Origin of the sequence: Pantoea sp. BJFS-204 (assembly GCF_049310725.1) — a bacterium.
Lineage (GTDB): Bacteria > Pseudomonadota > Gammaproteobacteria > Enterobacterales > Enterobacteriaceae > Pantoea > Pantoea agglomerans.
In genome coordinates, this window is record NZ_JBMOWE010000007.1 from 150,856 (window position 1) to 166,531 (window position 15,676).

11 protein-coding genes are annotated in these 15,676 nt (G+C 56.0%); 6 read left to right on the forward strand and 5 right to left on the reverse strand.

Annotated features, from left to right (window positions below; genetic code table 11):
• Nucleotides 1-76: 76 nt before the first annotated feature.
• The 3 genes from hmsP (at nt 77) to ACO6VX_RS18335 (ending at nt 5,335) form a co-directional block, all read left to right on the forward strand.
• A complete protein-coding gene (hmsP, locus tag ACO6VX_RS18325) occupies nt 77-2,083 on the forward strand; it encodes a biofilm formation regulator HmsP (protein WP_074399317.1) in 2,007 nt (668 codons plus the stop codon).
• 225 nt (nt 2,084-2,308) lie between these two features.
• A complete protein-coding gene (locus tag ACO6VX_RS18330) occupies nt 2,309-3,598 on the forward strand; it encodes a dicarboxylate/amino acid:cation symporter (protein WP_172608417.1) in 1,290 nt (429 codons plus the stop codon).
• Nucleotides 3,599-3,844: 246 nt separating this feature from the next.
• A complete protein-coding gene (locus ACO6VX_RS18335) occupies nt 3,845-5,335 on the forward strand; it encodes a M16 family metallopeptidase (RefSeq protein WP_010257399.1) in 1,491 nt (496 codons plus the stop codon).
• A gap of 2 nt (nt 5,336-5,337) precedes the next feature.
• On the opposite strand, the gene ACO6VX_RS18340 is transcribed toward ACO6VX_RS18335, so the two are convergent.
• Entirely contained in the window at nt 5,338-6,210 is an 873-nt protein-coding gene (locus tag ACO6VX_RS18340; protein WP_033767590.1) for an alpha/beta hydrolase, read from the reverse strand.
• A 523-nt stretch (nt 6,211-6,733) separates the two neighbouring features.
• Entirely contained in the window at nt 6,734-7,666 is a 933-nt protein-coding gene (locus tag ACO6VX_RS18345; RefSeq protein ID WP_031292606.1) for a sugar kinase, read from the reverse strand.
• A 284-nt stretch (nt 7,667-7,950) separates the two neighbouring features.
• On the opposite strand from ACO6VX_RS18345, the gene ACO6VX_RS18350 reads away from it, so the two are divergent.
• A complete protein-coding gene (locus ACO6VX_RS18350) occupies nt 7,951-10,011 on the forward strand; it encodes an AsmA family protein (RefSeq protein ID WP_422458252.1) in 2,061 nt (686 codons plus the stop codon).
• On the opposite strand, the gene ppiC is transcribed toward ACO6VX_RS18350, so the two are convergent.
• Nucleotides 10,012-10,293 (reverse strand): peptidylprolyl isomerase PpiC, encoded by a 282-nt coding sequence (gene ppiC, locus ACO6VX_RS18355; RefSeq protein ID WP_010671663.1) that lies wholly within the window; start codon nt 10,291-10,293, stop codon nt 10,012-10,014. It lies immediately after the preceding gene.
• 75 nt (nt 10,294-10,368) lie between these two features.
• Here ppiC and rep point away from each other — a divergent pair, with 75 nt between their 5' ends.
• Nucleotides 10,369-12,390: a DNA helicase Rep gene (gene rep, locus ACO6VX_RS18360; protein WP_010257384.1), complete on the forward strand. Its 2,022-nt coding sequence runs from the start codon at nt 10,369-10,371 to the stop codon at nt 12,388-12,390.
• 43 nt (nt 12,391-12,433) lie between these two features.
• On the opposite strand, the gene gppA is transcribed toward rep, so the two are convergent.
• Together gppA and rhlB are read right to left on the reverse strand one after the other, a co-directional pair.
• Complete coding sequence (gene gppA / locus ACO6VX_RS18365; RefSeq protein WP_010671664.1) at nt 12,434-13,918, reverse strand: guanosine-5'-triphosphate,3'-diphosphate diphosphatase; 1,485 nt, start codon at nt 13,916-13,918, stop codon at nt 12,434-12,436.
• 7 nt (nt 13,919-13,925) lie between these two features.
• Nucleotides 13,926-15,218: an ATP-dependent RNA helicase RhlB gene (gene rhlB, locus ACO6VX_RS18370; protein ID WP_022624852.1), complete on the reverse strand. Its 1,293-nt coding sequence runs from the start codon at nt 15,216-15,218 to the stop codon at nt 13,926-13,928.
• Between the two features lie 117 nt (nt 15,219-15,335).
• Between rhlB and trxA the strand changes: the two genes are divergently transcribed.
• A complete protein-coding gene (trxA, locus tag ACO6VX_RS18375) occupies nt 15,336-15,668 on the forward strand; it encodes a thioredoxin TrxA (protein ID WP_003851963.1) in 333 nt (110 codons plus the stop codon).
• Nucleotides 15,669-15,676: the final 8 nt, after the last annotated feature.

Below are 15,676 nucleotides of genomic sequence, written 5' to 3' on the forward strand. Positions count from 1 at the left end.
AGTCAGTTTATGGGATATACTGGCCGGCATTGTACTGTCTGCTATCTGGGCTTTTTTCATCGACAGGAGAATATTTTTGCGCGTAAGCCGGTCACTTACGATAAAGCAGATGGCGACAGTTTCGCTGGTTGCGGTTATCACCATCAGCATCTTTATCGTCATCCAACTGTTTCATTTTGTGCAGCAGCGCAGGATTGACTACGCCCAGCAGATGGAGAATATCGCACACACCGTCCGCCAGCCGCTGTCGGAAGCGGTACTGCGCGCCGATATTTCTCAGGCCGAACGCATTCTCCATTCACTGAAACCTGCCGGTATTTTATCGCGCGCCGATGTGGTGCTGCCGAATGCGTTTCAGGCTCTGCATGCCGACTTCGAAACGGAGAAACCGGTGCCGCGTCTGGTGGCGCGACTGTTTGAGCTGCCGGTGCAGATTACCCTGCCGCTCTATTCAGTGGAAAATACCGGGATGCCGAAACCGCTGGCCTATCTGGTGCTGCAGGCTAACTCGACGCGCGTCTACCAGTTTATTCTCAGCACGCTCTCGACCATGATTATTACCTATCTGCTGCTGGCACTGATCCTGTCAGTGGCGATCAGCTGGTGTATCAACCGGCTGGTGGTGCATCCGCTGCGCAATCTCTCGCGGGAGCTGCAGGAACTGCCGCCGCAGTCGATTCTGACGCATAAGCTGTCACTGCCGCAGAGCCACCGCGATGATGAAATCGGCATGCTGATCCGCAGCTACAACCGCAATCAGCAGGTGCTGGAGTCGATACATGATGAGATGAGCCGGCTGACCACCCATTTTCCCGTGACCGATCTGCCCAACCGTACCCTGTTTCTGGCGCTGGTCGAGCAGTTCATGAGCAGCCCGGAACAGCCGCTGGGGCTGATGGTGATCCGCATTGAAACCCTGCAGGAAGCCAACGGCGTATTGAGCGATGAGCAGCGCGATACGCTGATGCTGACGCTGGTGGAGAAGATCCGTAATACGCTGGATGACCATACTCTGCTGGCGCAGACCGGGACCAGCGACTTTGTTCTGTTAATGAAGCGTGCCAGCAATCCGTTCCGCGCCCTGCGTCTGGCCCGTAACCTGATGATTCGCCTTAATCAGCCGGTCAACCTTTATCAGCTGCAGCTGCGTCCTAACGTCAGCATTGGTCTGGCGCTGCGCGATGATCAGCCGCTGAGCGCCAGTGATCTGCTTGGCCGCGCGACCTCAGCGATGATGTCGGCCCGTCATCAGGGCAAAAATCAGATCCTGTTCTTTGACGCCGCGTTAACCGAGCGCGCGCAAAAACGTCTGACCCAGGAGCATGATATTCTGCAGGGGTTGCACAATGAGCAGTTCGCCCTCTATCTGCAACCGCAGGTCGATATGCGCACCGGCACGTTAGTCGGCGCGGAAGCGCTGCTGCGTATGCGCCAGCCCGACGGCAGCTACGGTCTGACCGAAGAGTTTATTGCCAGTGCCGAAGAGATTGGTGTGATTAGCGCGATTGGCCGCTGGGTGTTTGAAGAGGCGTGCCGCATTCTGGCAGGCTGGCAGCGACAGGGCATTATGTTGCCGCTGAGTGTGAATATTTCCGCTGTGCAACTGCGTGACTCGGGCGTGGTCTCTCATCTGCAATCCCTGCTGACGCGCCACCGCATCGCACCTGGCACCTTCGTGCTGGAAGTGACAGAAACGGCTCAGCTTGATGATGCTGAACAGGCGATATCGATGCTGCGGATGTTGCAGCAGACCGGCGTAGCCGTGGCTCTGGACGATTTCGGCATGGGCTACTCCAACCTTAACTACCTCCATCAGCTGAAAGCGTTGCCGGTTAACAAGCTGAAGATGGATCGCAGCTTCGTGGCGGCGCTGCCGCATGACGACACCATGGTCTGCATCGTGGCGGCCATCGCCGAGATTATCCATCTGGAGGTGATTGCCGAAGGCGTGGAGACAGCGGAACAACGTGACTGGCTGCTGGCGCGCGGCATCTCTATCGGACAGGGCTATCTGTATGCTGAAGCGCTGCCTCTGACCCGATTCAATCAGGCATGGATCGAAAACTCCTCACTACCGCAATAATTGCCTGATTCATTGATTTTGCGAGAATTTTAGTTACAAAACCCCCTGCTGAAGCGTTTCAGTTCAGAATTACGATCCCCGGGTTTCCTGGGCGTTTGTCACCCTGTATTAATCACGTAAACAGAGTGTTATTTTCGGGTTACTGTCAGGCGCCACCTCTGTTGCCCGCCAGTCACAATAACGAATCCGACAACATCACCTCACGGCGTTAGTGGACACCTGTTTATGAAAACCTCACTTTTTAAAAGCCTTTATTTCCAGGTGCTGATGGCGATTGGCATCGGCGTTTTGTTAGGCCATTTTTACCCGGAGTTAGGGACCCAGATGAAGCCGCTGGGAGATGCCTTTGTTAAGTTAATCAAGATGATTATCGCCCCGGTAATTTTCTGTACCGTGGTGACCGGCATCGCTGGCATGGAAAGCATGAAAGCGGTAGGACGGACCGGCGCGGTTGCACTGCTCTATTTTGAAATTGTCAGCACCATCGCGCTGATTATCGGCCTGATCGTGGTTAACGTGGTGCAGCCAGGTGCCGGGATGAACGTTGATCCTGCCACGCTGGATGCCAAAGCCGTGGCGATTTATGCGCAACAGGCAGAACAGCAGGGCATCGTCGCTTTCCTGCTGGATGTTATCCCCAACAGCGTGATTGGCGCCTTTGCCAGCGGCAATATTCTGCAGGTGCTGCTGTTTGCCATTCTGTTTGGTTTTGCCCTGCATCGTCTGGGTAACACTGGCACGCTGATTTTCAACGTGATTGAAAGCTTCTCAAAAGTGATTTTCGGCATCATCAACATGATCATGCGTCTGGCACCGATAGGGGCATTTGGCGCGATGGCGTTCACTATCGGCAAGTATGGCGTGGGCTCACTGGTGCAGCTCGGCCAGCTGATTATCTGCTTCTACATCACCTGTATTCTGTTTGTGGTGATCGTGCTGGGGCTGATTGCACGCCTGTTCGCCGGATTCAGCATCTTTAAGTTCATCGCCTATATCAAAGAAGAGCTGCTGATTGTGCTGGGTACTTCCTCTTCCGAGTCTGCGCTGCCGCGCATGCTGGATAAGATGGAGAAGCTGGGCTGCAAGAAATCGGTAGTAGGGCTGGTGATCCCCACCGGTTACTCCTTTAACCTGGACGGCACCTCGATTTACCTGACCATGGCGGCAGTATTTATCGCTCAGGCGACCAATGCGCACATGGACATTTTCCATCAGATTACGCTGCTGGTGGTGCTACTGCTCTCCTCCAAAGGAGCGGCGGGGGTAACCGGGAGCGGATTTATCGTGCTGGCGGCGACGCTCTCTGCGGTGGGACATCTGCCGGTGGCGGGTCTGGCGCTCATTCTCGGTATCGACCGCTTTATGTCCGAAGCCCGTGCGCTGACCAACCTGATCGGTAACGGTGTGGCGACTGTGGTGGTGGCGAAGTGGGTCGATCAGCTGGATCATAAACAGCTGACCGACACGCTGGCAGGCCGGAATAAGGAGAATAAAGCGTCTGAATCTTCAATTTAATCATTGAATTTCACTTAAATCCCCACAAATGCCCGCTGTCGCTTGCCCTGACAGCGGGCATTTGCATAATAAACCCCACTTGTTTTTTTTGACGTTTTTCACTTCGTTACGCGACATCCTGAGCTTCCTGTGGTCAAACACTTTGTTGTTGGATAACAGCGCGATTCGGCGCCAGCCGATTCGTTAATAACAGCGGCAATATGCGCCAGTGATAACGATATTTGAATTATTTGAGTAGGGGTTCACATGCAGGGCACCAGAATTCGGCTTTTGGTTGGTGGATTAGTGCTGGCAAGCAGCTTTGGTCTCCAGGCAGAAACGCTGCAACCGGATCCGGCCTGGCAGGAAGGCAAGCTGGATAATGGATTTAACTGGCAGTTACTGGCCACACCGCAACGCCCCAGTGACCGTATTGAACTGCGGCTGGTGGTGAATACCGGCTCGCTGGTGGAAAGTGCGCAACAGGCCGGCTTCAGTCATCTGCTGCCGCGTCTGGCGATGGTGCACAACACCGCGCTTGATAACCATCAGCAGCGCGCGCTATGGCAACAGGCGATGGATCCTCAGCATCCGCTGCCACCTGTGATCACCTCCTATGATTCCACCCAATATAATCTGAGCCTGCCGAATAACCGCCCCGAGTTGCTGAAAGAAGCGCTGAACTGGCTGGCGGCCACGGCGGGCAATATGGCCATCACCGAACAGGTGGTTAATACCGCGCTGGCGGCATCGGATCCGGTGGCGACCTGGCCGAAAGATACCCAGGATGTCTGGTGGCGCTACCGCCTGAAAGGCTCCGCGCTGCTGGCGCATGACCCCGCAGCGCAACCACGCGCGCCGGTTGATTTAACCCAGCTCAATGATTTTTATCATCAGTGGTACACCCCGGATGCGATGACGCTCTACGTGGTGGGGAATGTTGACAGCCGCAACCTCTCTGAGCAGATCAATAAAACCTTCTCGGCGTTAACCGGTAAACGTGAAACGCCTGCGCCACTGCCCACCCTGTCGCCGCTGCCGCACGAGCCGGTAAATCTGGTCAGCAGCAACATGACGCAGGATCGTCTCTCGCTGGTGTGGGATACGCCGTGGCAACCGATTCGTGACTCCCAGAATCTGCAGCGTTACTGGCAGGGCGATCTGGCACGTGAAGCGCTGTTCTGGCATGTCCAGCGTGCGCTCAGTGACAGCAAGGCACAGGGCATCCAGGTGGGATTTGATTGCCGTGTGCTTTATCAGCGTGCGCAGTGCTCCATCAACCTGGATGGACGCAACGAAAATCTGGCGCAGAATATGAATCTGGTGGCGCGTGAGCTGGCAAACGTGCGTGACAAAGGCTTGCCGCAGGAGGAGTTTGATGCGCTGATGGCGCAGAAGCTGCTGGAGCTGAACAAGCTGTTTACCACCTATGCCCGCACCGATACGGATGTGCTGATGAGCCAGCGTCTGCGCTCCCAGCAGAACGCCGTAGTCGATATCGCACCTGAGCAGTATCAGAAGCTGCGTCAGACTTTCCTGGCCGGCCTGACCCGCGAACAGTTAAACCAGGAGCTGCGTCAGCAGCTGACGCAGGAACTGATGATGGTACTGATTCAGCCGGAAGGCGAAGCGGAAACCAACGTGAAGAGCCTGCAAAACAACTGGGACAAAGTGATGGCACCACCAGCGGCACCGGCGACCAGCAATGAAGCCAGTCCGCCGGATAGCAACGTCAAAGACGTTCCGCCAGCCGCATAAAGTCAGGTTTTTGCCCTGAGCCACTCGGTCACTAACATCGGCCAGCTGGCGAGGGGCAAATCTGCCACGCCGCGGATACCAAATCCGTGCCCGCCTTTCTGATAGAAATGCACCTCTGCCGGGACCTTATGCTCACGCAGCGCGCCAAAAAACGCCATGCTGTGATTCACTGATACATCATCATCGTCGGCTGCGTGGATCAACAGCGTCGGCGGCACCAGCGGATGAACCCGGGTTTCCATTGAATATGCGTCAATGGTTTTCTGATCGGGCCAGGCACCCAGCAGGCGGGTTCTGGCACCTTCATGGGCGATGCCGTCCCGCATGCTGATTATCGGATAGACCAGTACCATCGCATCCGGGCGCGGCGAGAAGTTTTCTGCGCCATCCTGCACCGGATAGAGTTTCTCTGCGAAACGCGTACCCAGACTGGCAGCCACGTGACCACCCGCCGAAAAGCCCATCATGACGATATATTTACCATTCAGGCCGCGCTGCGCGCGTTCACGCAGGACGCGTACCGCGCGCTGAGCATCGGCCAGCGGCGCGTCGGGACCTTCGTGATGTCCATCATAGGGCAGGCGATAAGTCATCACCGCCAGGGTGTAACCCATTGAGGTAAAGAATGTCGCCAGGGCGCTGCCTTCACGATCGATCATCACGCGCTGATAGCCACCGCCCGGTGCGACCAGCAGGGTAATCCCGTTTGATTCGACCGGATGCCAGATCGCCATCTCCGGGCAACGTACGCCTGTAGCGGCCCGATCGTAAGGCTCATACTCTTTTGCCATGTCGACAATCTGCGGCTGTGCGCGCGAATCGCTGGCGCCTGGCGCATCACCGTGTGGCCAGATATTAATAATTTCTGTGTGCATAAATAGATCCTGATGCGGGGAATATTTTAATTGTTTTGTTCGCGGCCGGAGAGAACAGCGTCCTGCTGTCTTTTGATTAAAAGATGGTCTTTTTTCAGGCAGTCGTCCATCTGAAAAGGGGGGATCTGACCAGATTCGGACTATGCCTGGTGGTGGATCTGTTTGTTTAACTTATTAATTTTAATCAATAAATTATAAGAGAGATTGAAGGGGGAGACCGCAGGGGATCTGTTATTAACCACAATTTTTCCGCTTAAGGTAAATAGCTGGCACGGCCCGCTTTATTAGCCGCAATTTACCGGATATCACGCTGTGCGTTCTTAAGGCGACATAATGATTTTAGCGTCAGGATCACACCGCCACGCTGCAGGGGCTAACGTGCCAGTCTCATCTGGGAACGGATAGCATCGGTTACAGTCACGCAGCCAGACGTTACCAGCAGCCTAAAAAAATGCGCCCTCGGGCGCATTTTCTGGCATCGGCACGATCAGTACCTGTATCAACGACGCTGGCTGCCGCTCTGTCAGTCAGGCATCGCCTCAGCCGGAATAATCGCGCCGCGATGCTGAATCACGGTGCTGGCAGTCAGGTGTCCGCGCTGCGCGGCGACCTCTGCAGAGGCGCCGGTCAGACGGCGAGCCAGATAACCGGCACTGAACGAATCACCGGCTGCGGTGGTATCGATCACTTTCTCTTTCGCCAGACGTACCGCAGGTACATCAATCAGCGGTGCGTCGCCGGTGACCACCAGGCAGGAGTCTGCACCGCGCTTAATCACGATTTCGCTGGCACCCGCCTGACGGGCACGCGCGATAACATCATCCAGCGGTTCTTCGCCCCAGAGCAGATGTTCATCATCCAGTGTCAGGAAGGCGATATCGGTGCAGTTGAGCATGGCGCGATAAGCGGCCTGCGTGCTGGCCCGATCGGCCCATAAACGCGGGCGGTAGTTGTTATCGAAAATCACCTTGCCGCCATTAGCCCGGCAGCGCGCCAGCAGCACCATCAGCTTTTCACGACTGGCAGGCGGCAGAATCGCCAGGCTGATGCCGCTGAGGTAGAGATAATCGTAGTGCGACAGCTGTTCAGCTATCTCTGCTGATTGCGGGCTGTCGAGCCAGTAACGCGCGGCGGCATCACTGCGCCAGTACCAGAAGGTGCGCTCACCGTCGGCATCGGTTTCAATGAAATACAGGCCCGGCATTTTATTATCGAGCCGCTGAATCAGGTCAGTATTGACCCTCTCCTGCTGCCAGGCCGCGATCATTTGATCGCTGAACGAATCCGTACCCAGCGCAGTGACATAATCGACCCGTAACTGCTGCTCATCAACCTGGCGGGCGAGATAAACGGCCGTATTGAGCGTATCGCCGCCAAAGCCACGTTTAATGTTCTCACCCTTTTCGGACAGCTCAATCATGCATTCGCCGATGATGGCGATTTTTTTCTGCGTCATGGTTTCAGACCTGTAGTGAAATATCGCCTTAGTCTCGCGTCTGGTATGGCAGACGTCAATGGTTTTAAAACGGTGTTTTAATTTACCTTTAAAGGCGGCCATTAGCCCTGGTCTCGGGGATAACCGCCGGGAATGTCGGCTTTTTTTACCGCTTATGCTAACGAAATGGCTGAGAAACCCCTTTTTCCGAATTGAATCATCTTACTATCCCGCTTCCCTGATGCTGTTGCCCGCGGTCTCGACTATCTTTAACGCAGACCGTGAATGTGCAAGGAGAAAGCGTAATGTCGCGTACCGGGAAAATAGTCAGCTGGGTAGCAGGAATTCTGGTGTTGTTGATCGTGGTGATTATCGTCGTCATCGCGACCTTTGACTGGAATCGCCTGAAGCCCACCATCAATCAAAAAGTTTCAACCGAGTTAAACCGTCCCTTTGCGATACGCGGGGATCTGGGTATCGACTGGGCACGAAATCGCGACGAAGCAGGCTGGCGGCGGTGGGTGCCGTGGCCGCAGATCCATGCAGAAGATATCATGCTGGGGAATCCGCCTGACATTGCCGACGTCACCATGGTACATCTGCAGCGGGTCGATGCCACATTGTCACCGCTGTCGCTGCTGCACAAAGAACTGTTCATCCCTTGGATTAAATTGCAGCGGCCGGATGCGCGTCTGATCCAGACCGCGGATAAAAAGAACAACTGGACCTTTACCCTTGCCAATAGCGGCAAGGATGAGAAGAGTGCTGCGCCATCGGCCTGGTCATTCCGTCTGGATAATATTCTGTTCGATCAGGGCCAGATTCGTTATCGCGACGCCATTAACCGCGCAGATGTCACGGTGCAGGTTAATCCGCTGGGTAAACCGGTGCCGTATACGCAGATTGCCGGAGGCAATGACCAGCAGAAGGGCGCCGGCGACTTCGTCTTTGGCTGGCAGGCGAAGGGCTCTTATAACAATGAGTCACTCAGCGGCGACGGTAAGATTGGCGGCATGCTGTCACTGCGCAGTCAGAACACCCCGTTCCCGATTCAGGCCGATCTGCGCAACGGCACCACCCGCGTTCAGGTGACCGGCGGTCTGCAGGATCCGATGAACCTCGGCGGGCTTAACGTGCGACTGCGCTTCTCGGGCGATACGCTGGCCAATCTCTATGGCCTGACCGGCGTTCTGCTGCCTGACACGCCACCTTATGAAACCGACGGCCATCTGATTGCTAAATTCAGCGGCGAAAAGGGCGCGGTCTACCGCTATGAGAAATTCAACGGACATATTGGCGACAGCGATATTCATGGGTCGCTGATCTACAGTCAGGTTAAACCCCGCCCGACACTCAGCGGCGAGCTGACCTCTGAGCAATTGCGCATGGCCGATCTGGGGCCGCTGATTGGCGTCGACTCTGGCAAAGGTAGTGAAAAAACGGCGCAGGCCAAAGCCCGGCGCGGGGAGAAATCGAATCAGCCCGCAGACCGCGTGCTGCCACACGATAAATTCGAAACCAAAAACTGGGACGTGATGGATGCCGACGTGAAGTTCAGCGGCAAACGGATCGAACACAGCAATTCACTGCCGTTAAGCGATCTCTATACCCATTTACAGCTCAAAAACGGTGATCTGCTGCTGGACCCGCTGCGCTTTGGTGTGGCGGGCGGCAATCTCAACAGCACTATCCGGCTGGAGGGCGATCACTCGCCGATGCGTGGCCGGGTTGATCTTCATGTCCGTAAGCTGCAGCTGCGTCAGCTCTTCCCGAATGTGGAGGCGATGAAGAACAGCCGTGGCCAGCTCAATGGCGATGCCAGCTTTACTGGCACCGGTAACTCCGTAGCCGATCTGCTGGCGACCAGCAACGGGCAACTTAAGCTGCTGATGAATGATGGTCTGATCAGCCGCAGCCTGATGGAAATTGCCGGACTCAACGTCGGTAACTACGTGGTGGGCAAACTGTTTGGCGATGACCAGGTGCGCATCAACTGCGCCGCCACCGATCTCAAACTGCAGAATGGTGTGGCGACGCCTAACCTGTTTGTGTTTGATACCGAGAACGCGATTATCAATGTTTCAGGCAACGCGAACTTCGCCAGTGAGCGGCTGGATCTGTCGGTGAATCCGGAGAGTAAGGGCGTCCGCATCGTAACGCTGCGCTCCCCGCTCTACGTGCGCGGCACCTTTAAAAATCCTGATGCGGGCGTGAAAACGGGGCCACTGCTGGCACGTGGTGCCGCTGCCGTGGCACTGGGCGCAGTAGTGGGCCCGGCGGCGGCGCTGCTGGCACTGATCTCTCCTAGTGATAACGAAGACAACCAGTGCAGCACCGTCCTGCAGCAGATGAAGCAGAAGAAGTAACTAGTTGCGATAGAGTACTTTGATAATGTGATAACCAAAGCCGGTCTTTACCGGCCCGTAAGGCGTCAGCAGCGGGCAGGTAAAGACCGCTTTATCAAAGGCCGGCACCATCTGTCCCTGCCGGAACTCGCCCAGATCGCCGCCATTCCGGCCGGAAGGACAGGTTGAGTGCTTCTTTGCCAGCTGCTGGAAATTGCCACCCTTCGCCAGTTTCGCCAGAATCTCTTTTGCCTGCGCTTCCTCTTTGACCAGGATGTGTAAAGCCGCCGCGGTTTTCGCCATGTTGGTATCTCGGTTGTGTATAATTGCCGCCCAGTATAAACCCCTTTCTTTTGATTCAATCAGGCGATTTCTCCTATGCGTTTAAACCCCAGCCAACAACGTGCCGTCGAATTTGTTACCGGTCCCTGTCTGGTGCTGGCGGGCGCGGGATCGGGCAAAACCCGCGTGATTACCAATAAAATCGCCCATCTGATCCGTGAATGCGGCTATCAGGCGCGCCACATCGCCGCGGTGACCTTTACCAATAAAGCTTCGCGCGAAATGAAAGAGCGTGTGGCGCAGACGCTGGGCCGCAAAGAGGCGCGCGGTCTGCTGATCTCCACCTTCCATACGCTGGGGCTGGAGATCATCAAACGCGAAACCGCGGCGCTGGGCATGAAGTCAAACTTCTCGCTGTTCGACGATCAGGATCAGCTCGCCCTGCTGAAAGAGCTGACAAAAGAGTGGCTGGAAGAGGATAAGACGCTGCTACAGCAGCTCATCTCCACCATCTCGAACTGGAAAAATGATCTGATCGATCCGCAGGGCGCCGCCGCGCTGGCGCGATCACAGCAGGATAATATTTTTGCTCACTGCTACGCCCTCTACAGCCAGCATCTTAAGTCGTGCAACGTGCTCGATTTCGACGATTTGATTCTGCTGCCGACGCTGCTGCTGCAGCGTAATCAGGAGGTGCGTGAACGCTGGCAGCAGCGTATCCGCTATCTGCTGGTGGATGAGTATCAGGATACCAACACCAGCCAGTATGAACTGGTTAAGCTGCTGGTGGGCGCTCGGGCGCGCTTCACGGTGGTGGGCGATGATGATCAGTCTATCTACTCCTGGCGCGGCGCACGCCCGCAGAATCTGGTGCTGCTGAATCAGGATTTCCCGGCGCTGGAGGTAGTGAAGCTGGAGCAGAACTACCGCTCTTCGCAGCGCATACTGAAAGCGGCAAATATCCTGATTGCCAATAACCCGCACGTCTTTGAGAAGCGGCTCTTTTCGGAGCTCGGGCAGGGCAGCGAGCTGAAGGTGCTTACTGCCAACAGCGAAGAGCATGAAGCGGAGCGGGTCACCGGCGAGCTCATCGCGCATCACTTTATCAACCGGACGCAGTACAAAGATTACGCGATTCTTTATCGTGGTAACCATCAGTCCCGGACCTTTGAAAAGTTTCTGATGCAGAACCGCATCCCTTATCGCATCTCTGGCGGTACTTCGTTCTTCTCACGGCCCGAGATCAAAGATCTGCTCGCCTATCTGCGCGTGCTGACCAATCCTGAGGATGACAGCGCGTTTCTGCGCATCGTCAATACGCCGCGCCGTGAGATTGGCCCGGCCACGCTGCAGAAGCTCGGTGAGTGGGCCAACCTGCGCAGCAAGAGCCTGTTTAACGCCAGTTTTGATGTCGGTCTGGGGCAGACGCTGAGTGGCCGTGGTCTGGAGCATCTGCAGCGCTTCACCCACTGGCTGAATGAGATTATCCAGCTGACCGAACGTGAGCCGGTGAACGCGGTGCGTGATTTGATTCGCGGCATCGACTACGAAAGCTGGCTGTTCGAAACCTCCGGCAGCCCGAAAGCCGCAGAGATGCGGATGAAGAACGTCAACACGCTGTTTCAGTGGATGACCGAAATGCTGGAGGGCAGCGATATCGATGAGCCGATGACGCTGGCGCAGGTGGTGACGCGCTTTACCCTGCGCGACATGATGGAGCGCGGTGAAAGCGATGAAGAGCTGGATCAGGTGCAACTGATGACGCTGCACGCCTCCAAAGGGCTGGAGTTCCCCTATGTGTTCCTGGTGGGCATGGAGGAGGGGCTGTTACCGCATCAGAGCAGCATCGATGAGAATAATATCGAAGAGGAGCGTCGCCTGGCCTACGTGGGGATCACACGGGCGCAGAAAGAGCTGACCTTTACCCTGTGTCGCGAACGCCGGCAATATGGCGAATTAATCCGGCCGGAGCCGAGCCGTTTTCTGCTGGAACTGCCGCAGGACGATCTGCAATGGGAGACCGAGCGCAAAGTGGTCAGTGCGGAGGAGCGGATGAAAACCGGTCAGAGCCGGGTGGCCGGTCTGAGAGCGATGCTGGATAAGGCGAAAAAGAGTTAAACCAGTGCAGGAGGCGAAGGAGATTCGCCTCACGCGACGGCAATTACGACAGGGTTAATAACCAGTGGACGTAAGACTGATAATGGCTTTCCTGCTCCAGCAGCTCACTGCGCAACGGATGGGCCTCCAGCCAGCCCGCGGGCAGGGTCAGATGCAGGGCATCATCGTCTGCCTGTAGCCGCACCGCAGGCAGGGTGTCATCGCGACGGCGGGTGGAGAAAATAATCGCCAGCCGCAGCAGACGGCACATCCGTTCCGCCAGCCGCGGCGGCAGGGCGTTCTGCTGAGTCAGCAAAGCCAGATCGATGCTGCCGCTCTGGTTTTGCAGTAAACAGGCCAGTAGCTTCTTCTGTGCCGGTGTGAAACCAGGAAGATCGAGGTGACGCACCAGATACGCCGCATGCTGCGGCGCATGACGGAAGTCAACGCTCAGGCCGATTTCGTGGATCGCGCAGGCGCTGAGCAGCAACTCACGACAGCGCTGATCCAGCTTCCACAACGTGGAAACCTGACGGAAAAAGCTCTCCGCCAGCTGACGCACGCGATCCGCCTGCTCAACATCAATGCTGAAACGGCGCTGGACGTTGTGTAGCGTACGGGTACGGATATCCCGGTCGATGGGCAGATGCAGCATGCCGTAGACCAGTCCTTCACGCAGTGCGCCGCCCGCCAGCGTCATGCTATCGATACTGAGTTCCTGGAAGATGGCGATCAGAATCGACAGGCCGCTGGGGAACACCAGCGCCCGCTCCAGCGTCAGCCCTTCGATTTCCAGCTCTTCCAGTTTGCCGCACTGAATGGCGCGCTGCTTCAGCTGCTGCAGCTTATTCAGCGTGATGCGCTCATCCATGCCCTGCGCCACCATGATCTCCTGCAGCGCCTGAACCGTGCCTGAAGCACCAACACAGGCCTGCCAGCCCTGCTCACGCAGCTGCGCTGCAATGGGCTGGATCATCTCACGTGCCGCCAGCTCGGCCTGGTCAAAGTTCTCTTTTGCCAGATGACGATCGCTGAAGAATCGCTCCAGCCACGTCACACAGCCCATCGACAGACTGAACAACACCGACGCGTGCGATCCGTCGCCGGTGGCCAGCTCGGTGCTGCCGCCGCCGATATCGACCACTAAACGCTGGTCGGAACCGCCAGTAGTGTGGGCCACGCCCTGATAAATCAGGCGCGCCTCTTCTTCACCGCTGATGACGTTGATGGTACAGCCAAGGATCTGTTGGGCGGTGTCGAGGAAGGTCTGCGCATTGGCAGCCAGACGCAGCGTGGCGGTCGCCACCACGCGAATCTGATCGGGGGGAATATCCTGCAGTTGTTCAGAGAACAGTCTGAGGCATTGCCAGCCCCGCGACATCGCGTCGGCTGACAACAGGTTATTTTTATCCAGACCGGCAGCAAGGCGAACCTTGCGCTTAATTTTTGCAACGGTCTGGATACTGCCAGAGACCTCGCGCACCACCAACATATGAAAGCTGTTAGACCCTAAATCAATCGCTGCATAAAGTGACGATGCGCTTAGCATGGTGGCCTTAACCTGAACGTTTACGGTTGTTGTTGCGTGGAGCACCGCGACGATTGGCGTTATTCCCTCCGCGACGTGGGCCATTGCCGGAACGGCTGCGTTGCAGACGCTTAGGCGGCGGTAAATCCGTTAACAACGCTTCGCTGCTGTACTTGCTGACCGGGATGCTGTGGCCGATGTACTCTTCAATCGAAGGCAGATTCAGCGCGTACTCTTCACAGGCCAGGCTGATTGAATGACCGCTGGCGCCTGCACGACCGGTACGGCCAATACGGTGAACGTAATCTTCACAGTCGTCTGGCAGATCGTAGTTAAAGACGTGGGTAACAGCCGGGATGTGCAGACCGCGAGCAGCCACGTCAGTGGCGACCAGAATATCCACATCACCTTTGGTGAAGTCATCCAGAATGCGCAGGCGCTTCTTCTGAGCAACGTCGCCGGTCAGCAGGCCGACACGATGTCCATCGGCAGCCAGGTGGCCCCAGATATCTTCACAGCGGTGCTTGGTGTTGGCGAAAATAATGGCGCGATCGGGCCACTCTTCTTCCAGCAGGGTCTGCAACAGGCGCATTTTCTCTTCGTTAGACGGATAGAAAAGCTCTTCCTGAATGCGATGGCCGGTTTTCTGTTCCGGTTCCACTTCCACATATTCAGCACTGTTCATGTGCTCGAACGCCAGTTCACGGACGCGGTAGGAGAGGGTCGCCGAGAACAGCATGCTCAGACGCTGAGTGGCCGGCGGCATGCGACGGAACAGCCAGCGAATATCTTTAATAAAGCCCAGATCGAACATACGATCGGCTTCGTCCAGCACCATGACCTGAATAGCACCGAGGTTGACGTGATTCTGTTTCGCGTAGTCGATCAGGCGACCGGTGGTAGCCACCAGAATATCAACGCCCTGCTCCAGCACTTTAAGCTGTTTGTCATAACCGTCTCCGCCATAGGCGAGACCCAGTTTCAGGCCGGTTGAGGCGGTAAGGGGTTCTGCATCTGCATGAATCTGCACAGCAAGTTCACGCGTCGGCGCAAGAATTAATGCCCGTGGCTGGTTAACCTGACGACCTTCCGCCGCAGGATGAGAGAGAAGATGATGAAACGTTGACGTCAGAAACGCCATCGTTTTGCCGGTACCGGTTTGCGCCTGGCCTGCAACATCACGCCCTGAAAGCGTAAAAGGCAGAGCTAACGCCTGAATCGGCGTGCAGTATTGAAAGCCTTTAGTATCAAGGGCTTCCACCACTTTTGGGTGCAGGGCGAAGTCGGAAAACTTCTGTTCAGTTAAGTGTGTTTTGCTCATAGTGTGGTAGAATATCAGCTTACTATCGCTTTACGAAAGCGTATCCGATGAAATAAAGTCAACCAACATTGGTATATTTTACGCCAATTCGCCAGGCATAATCTTGTGGAGTAAAACATGAGCAGCGATAAAATCGTTCATCTGACTGATGACAGTTTCGACACCGACGTGCTGAAAGCCGACGGCGTTACACTGGTAGATTTCTGGGCTGAATGGTGCGGTCCTTGCAAAATGATCGCGCCAATCCTTGATGAAGTTGCAGAAGAGTATGATGGCAAGCTGACCATCGCTAAGCTGAATATTGATGATAACCCAGGCACGGCACCGAAGTATGGCATTCGTGGTATCCCGACGCTGCTGCTGTTTAAAAATGGCGAAGTCGCCGCGACCAAAGTGGGCGCGCTGTCTAAAGGCCAGCTGAAAGAGTTCCTGAACGCCAATCTGGCGTAATTCAGGGC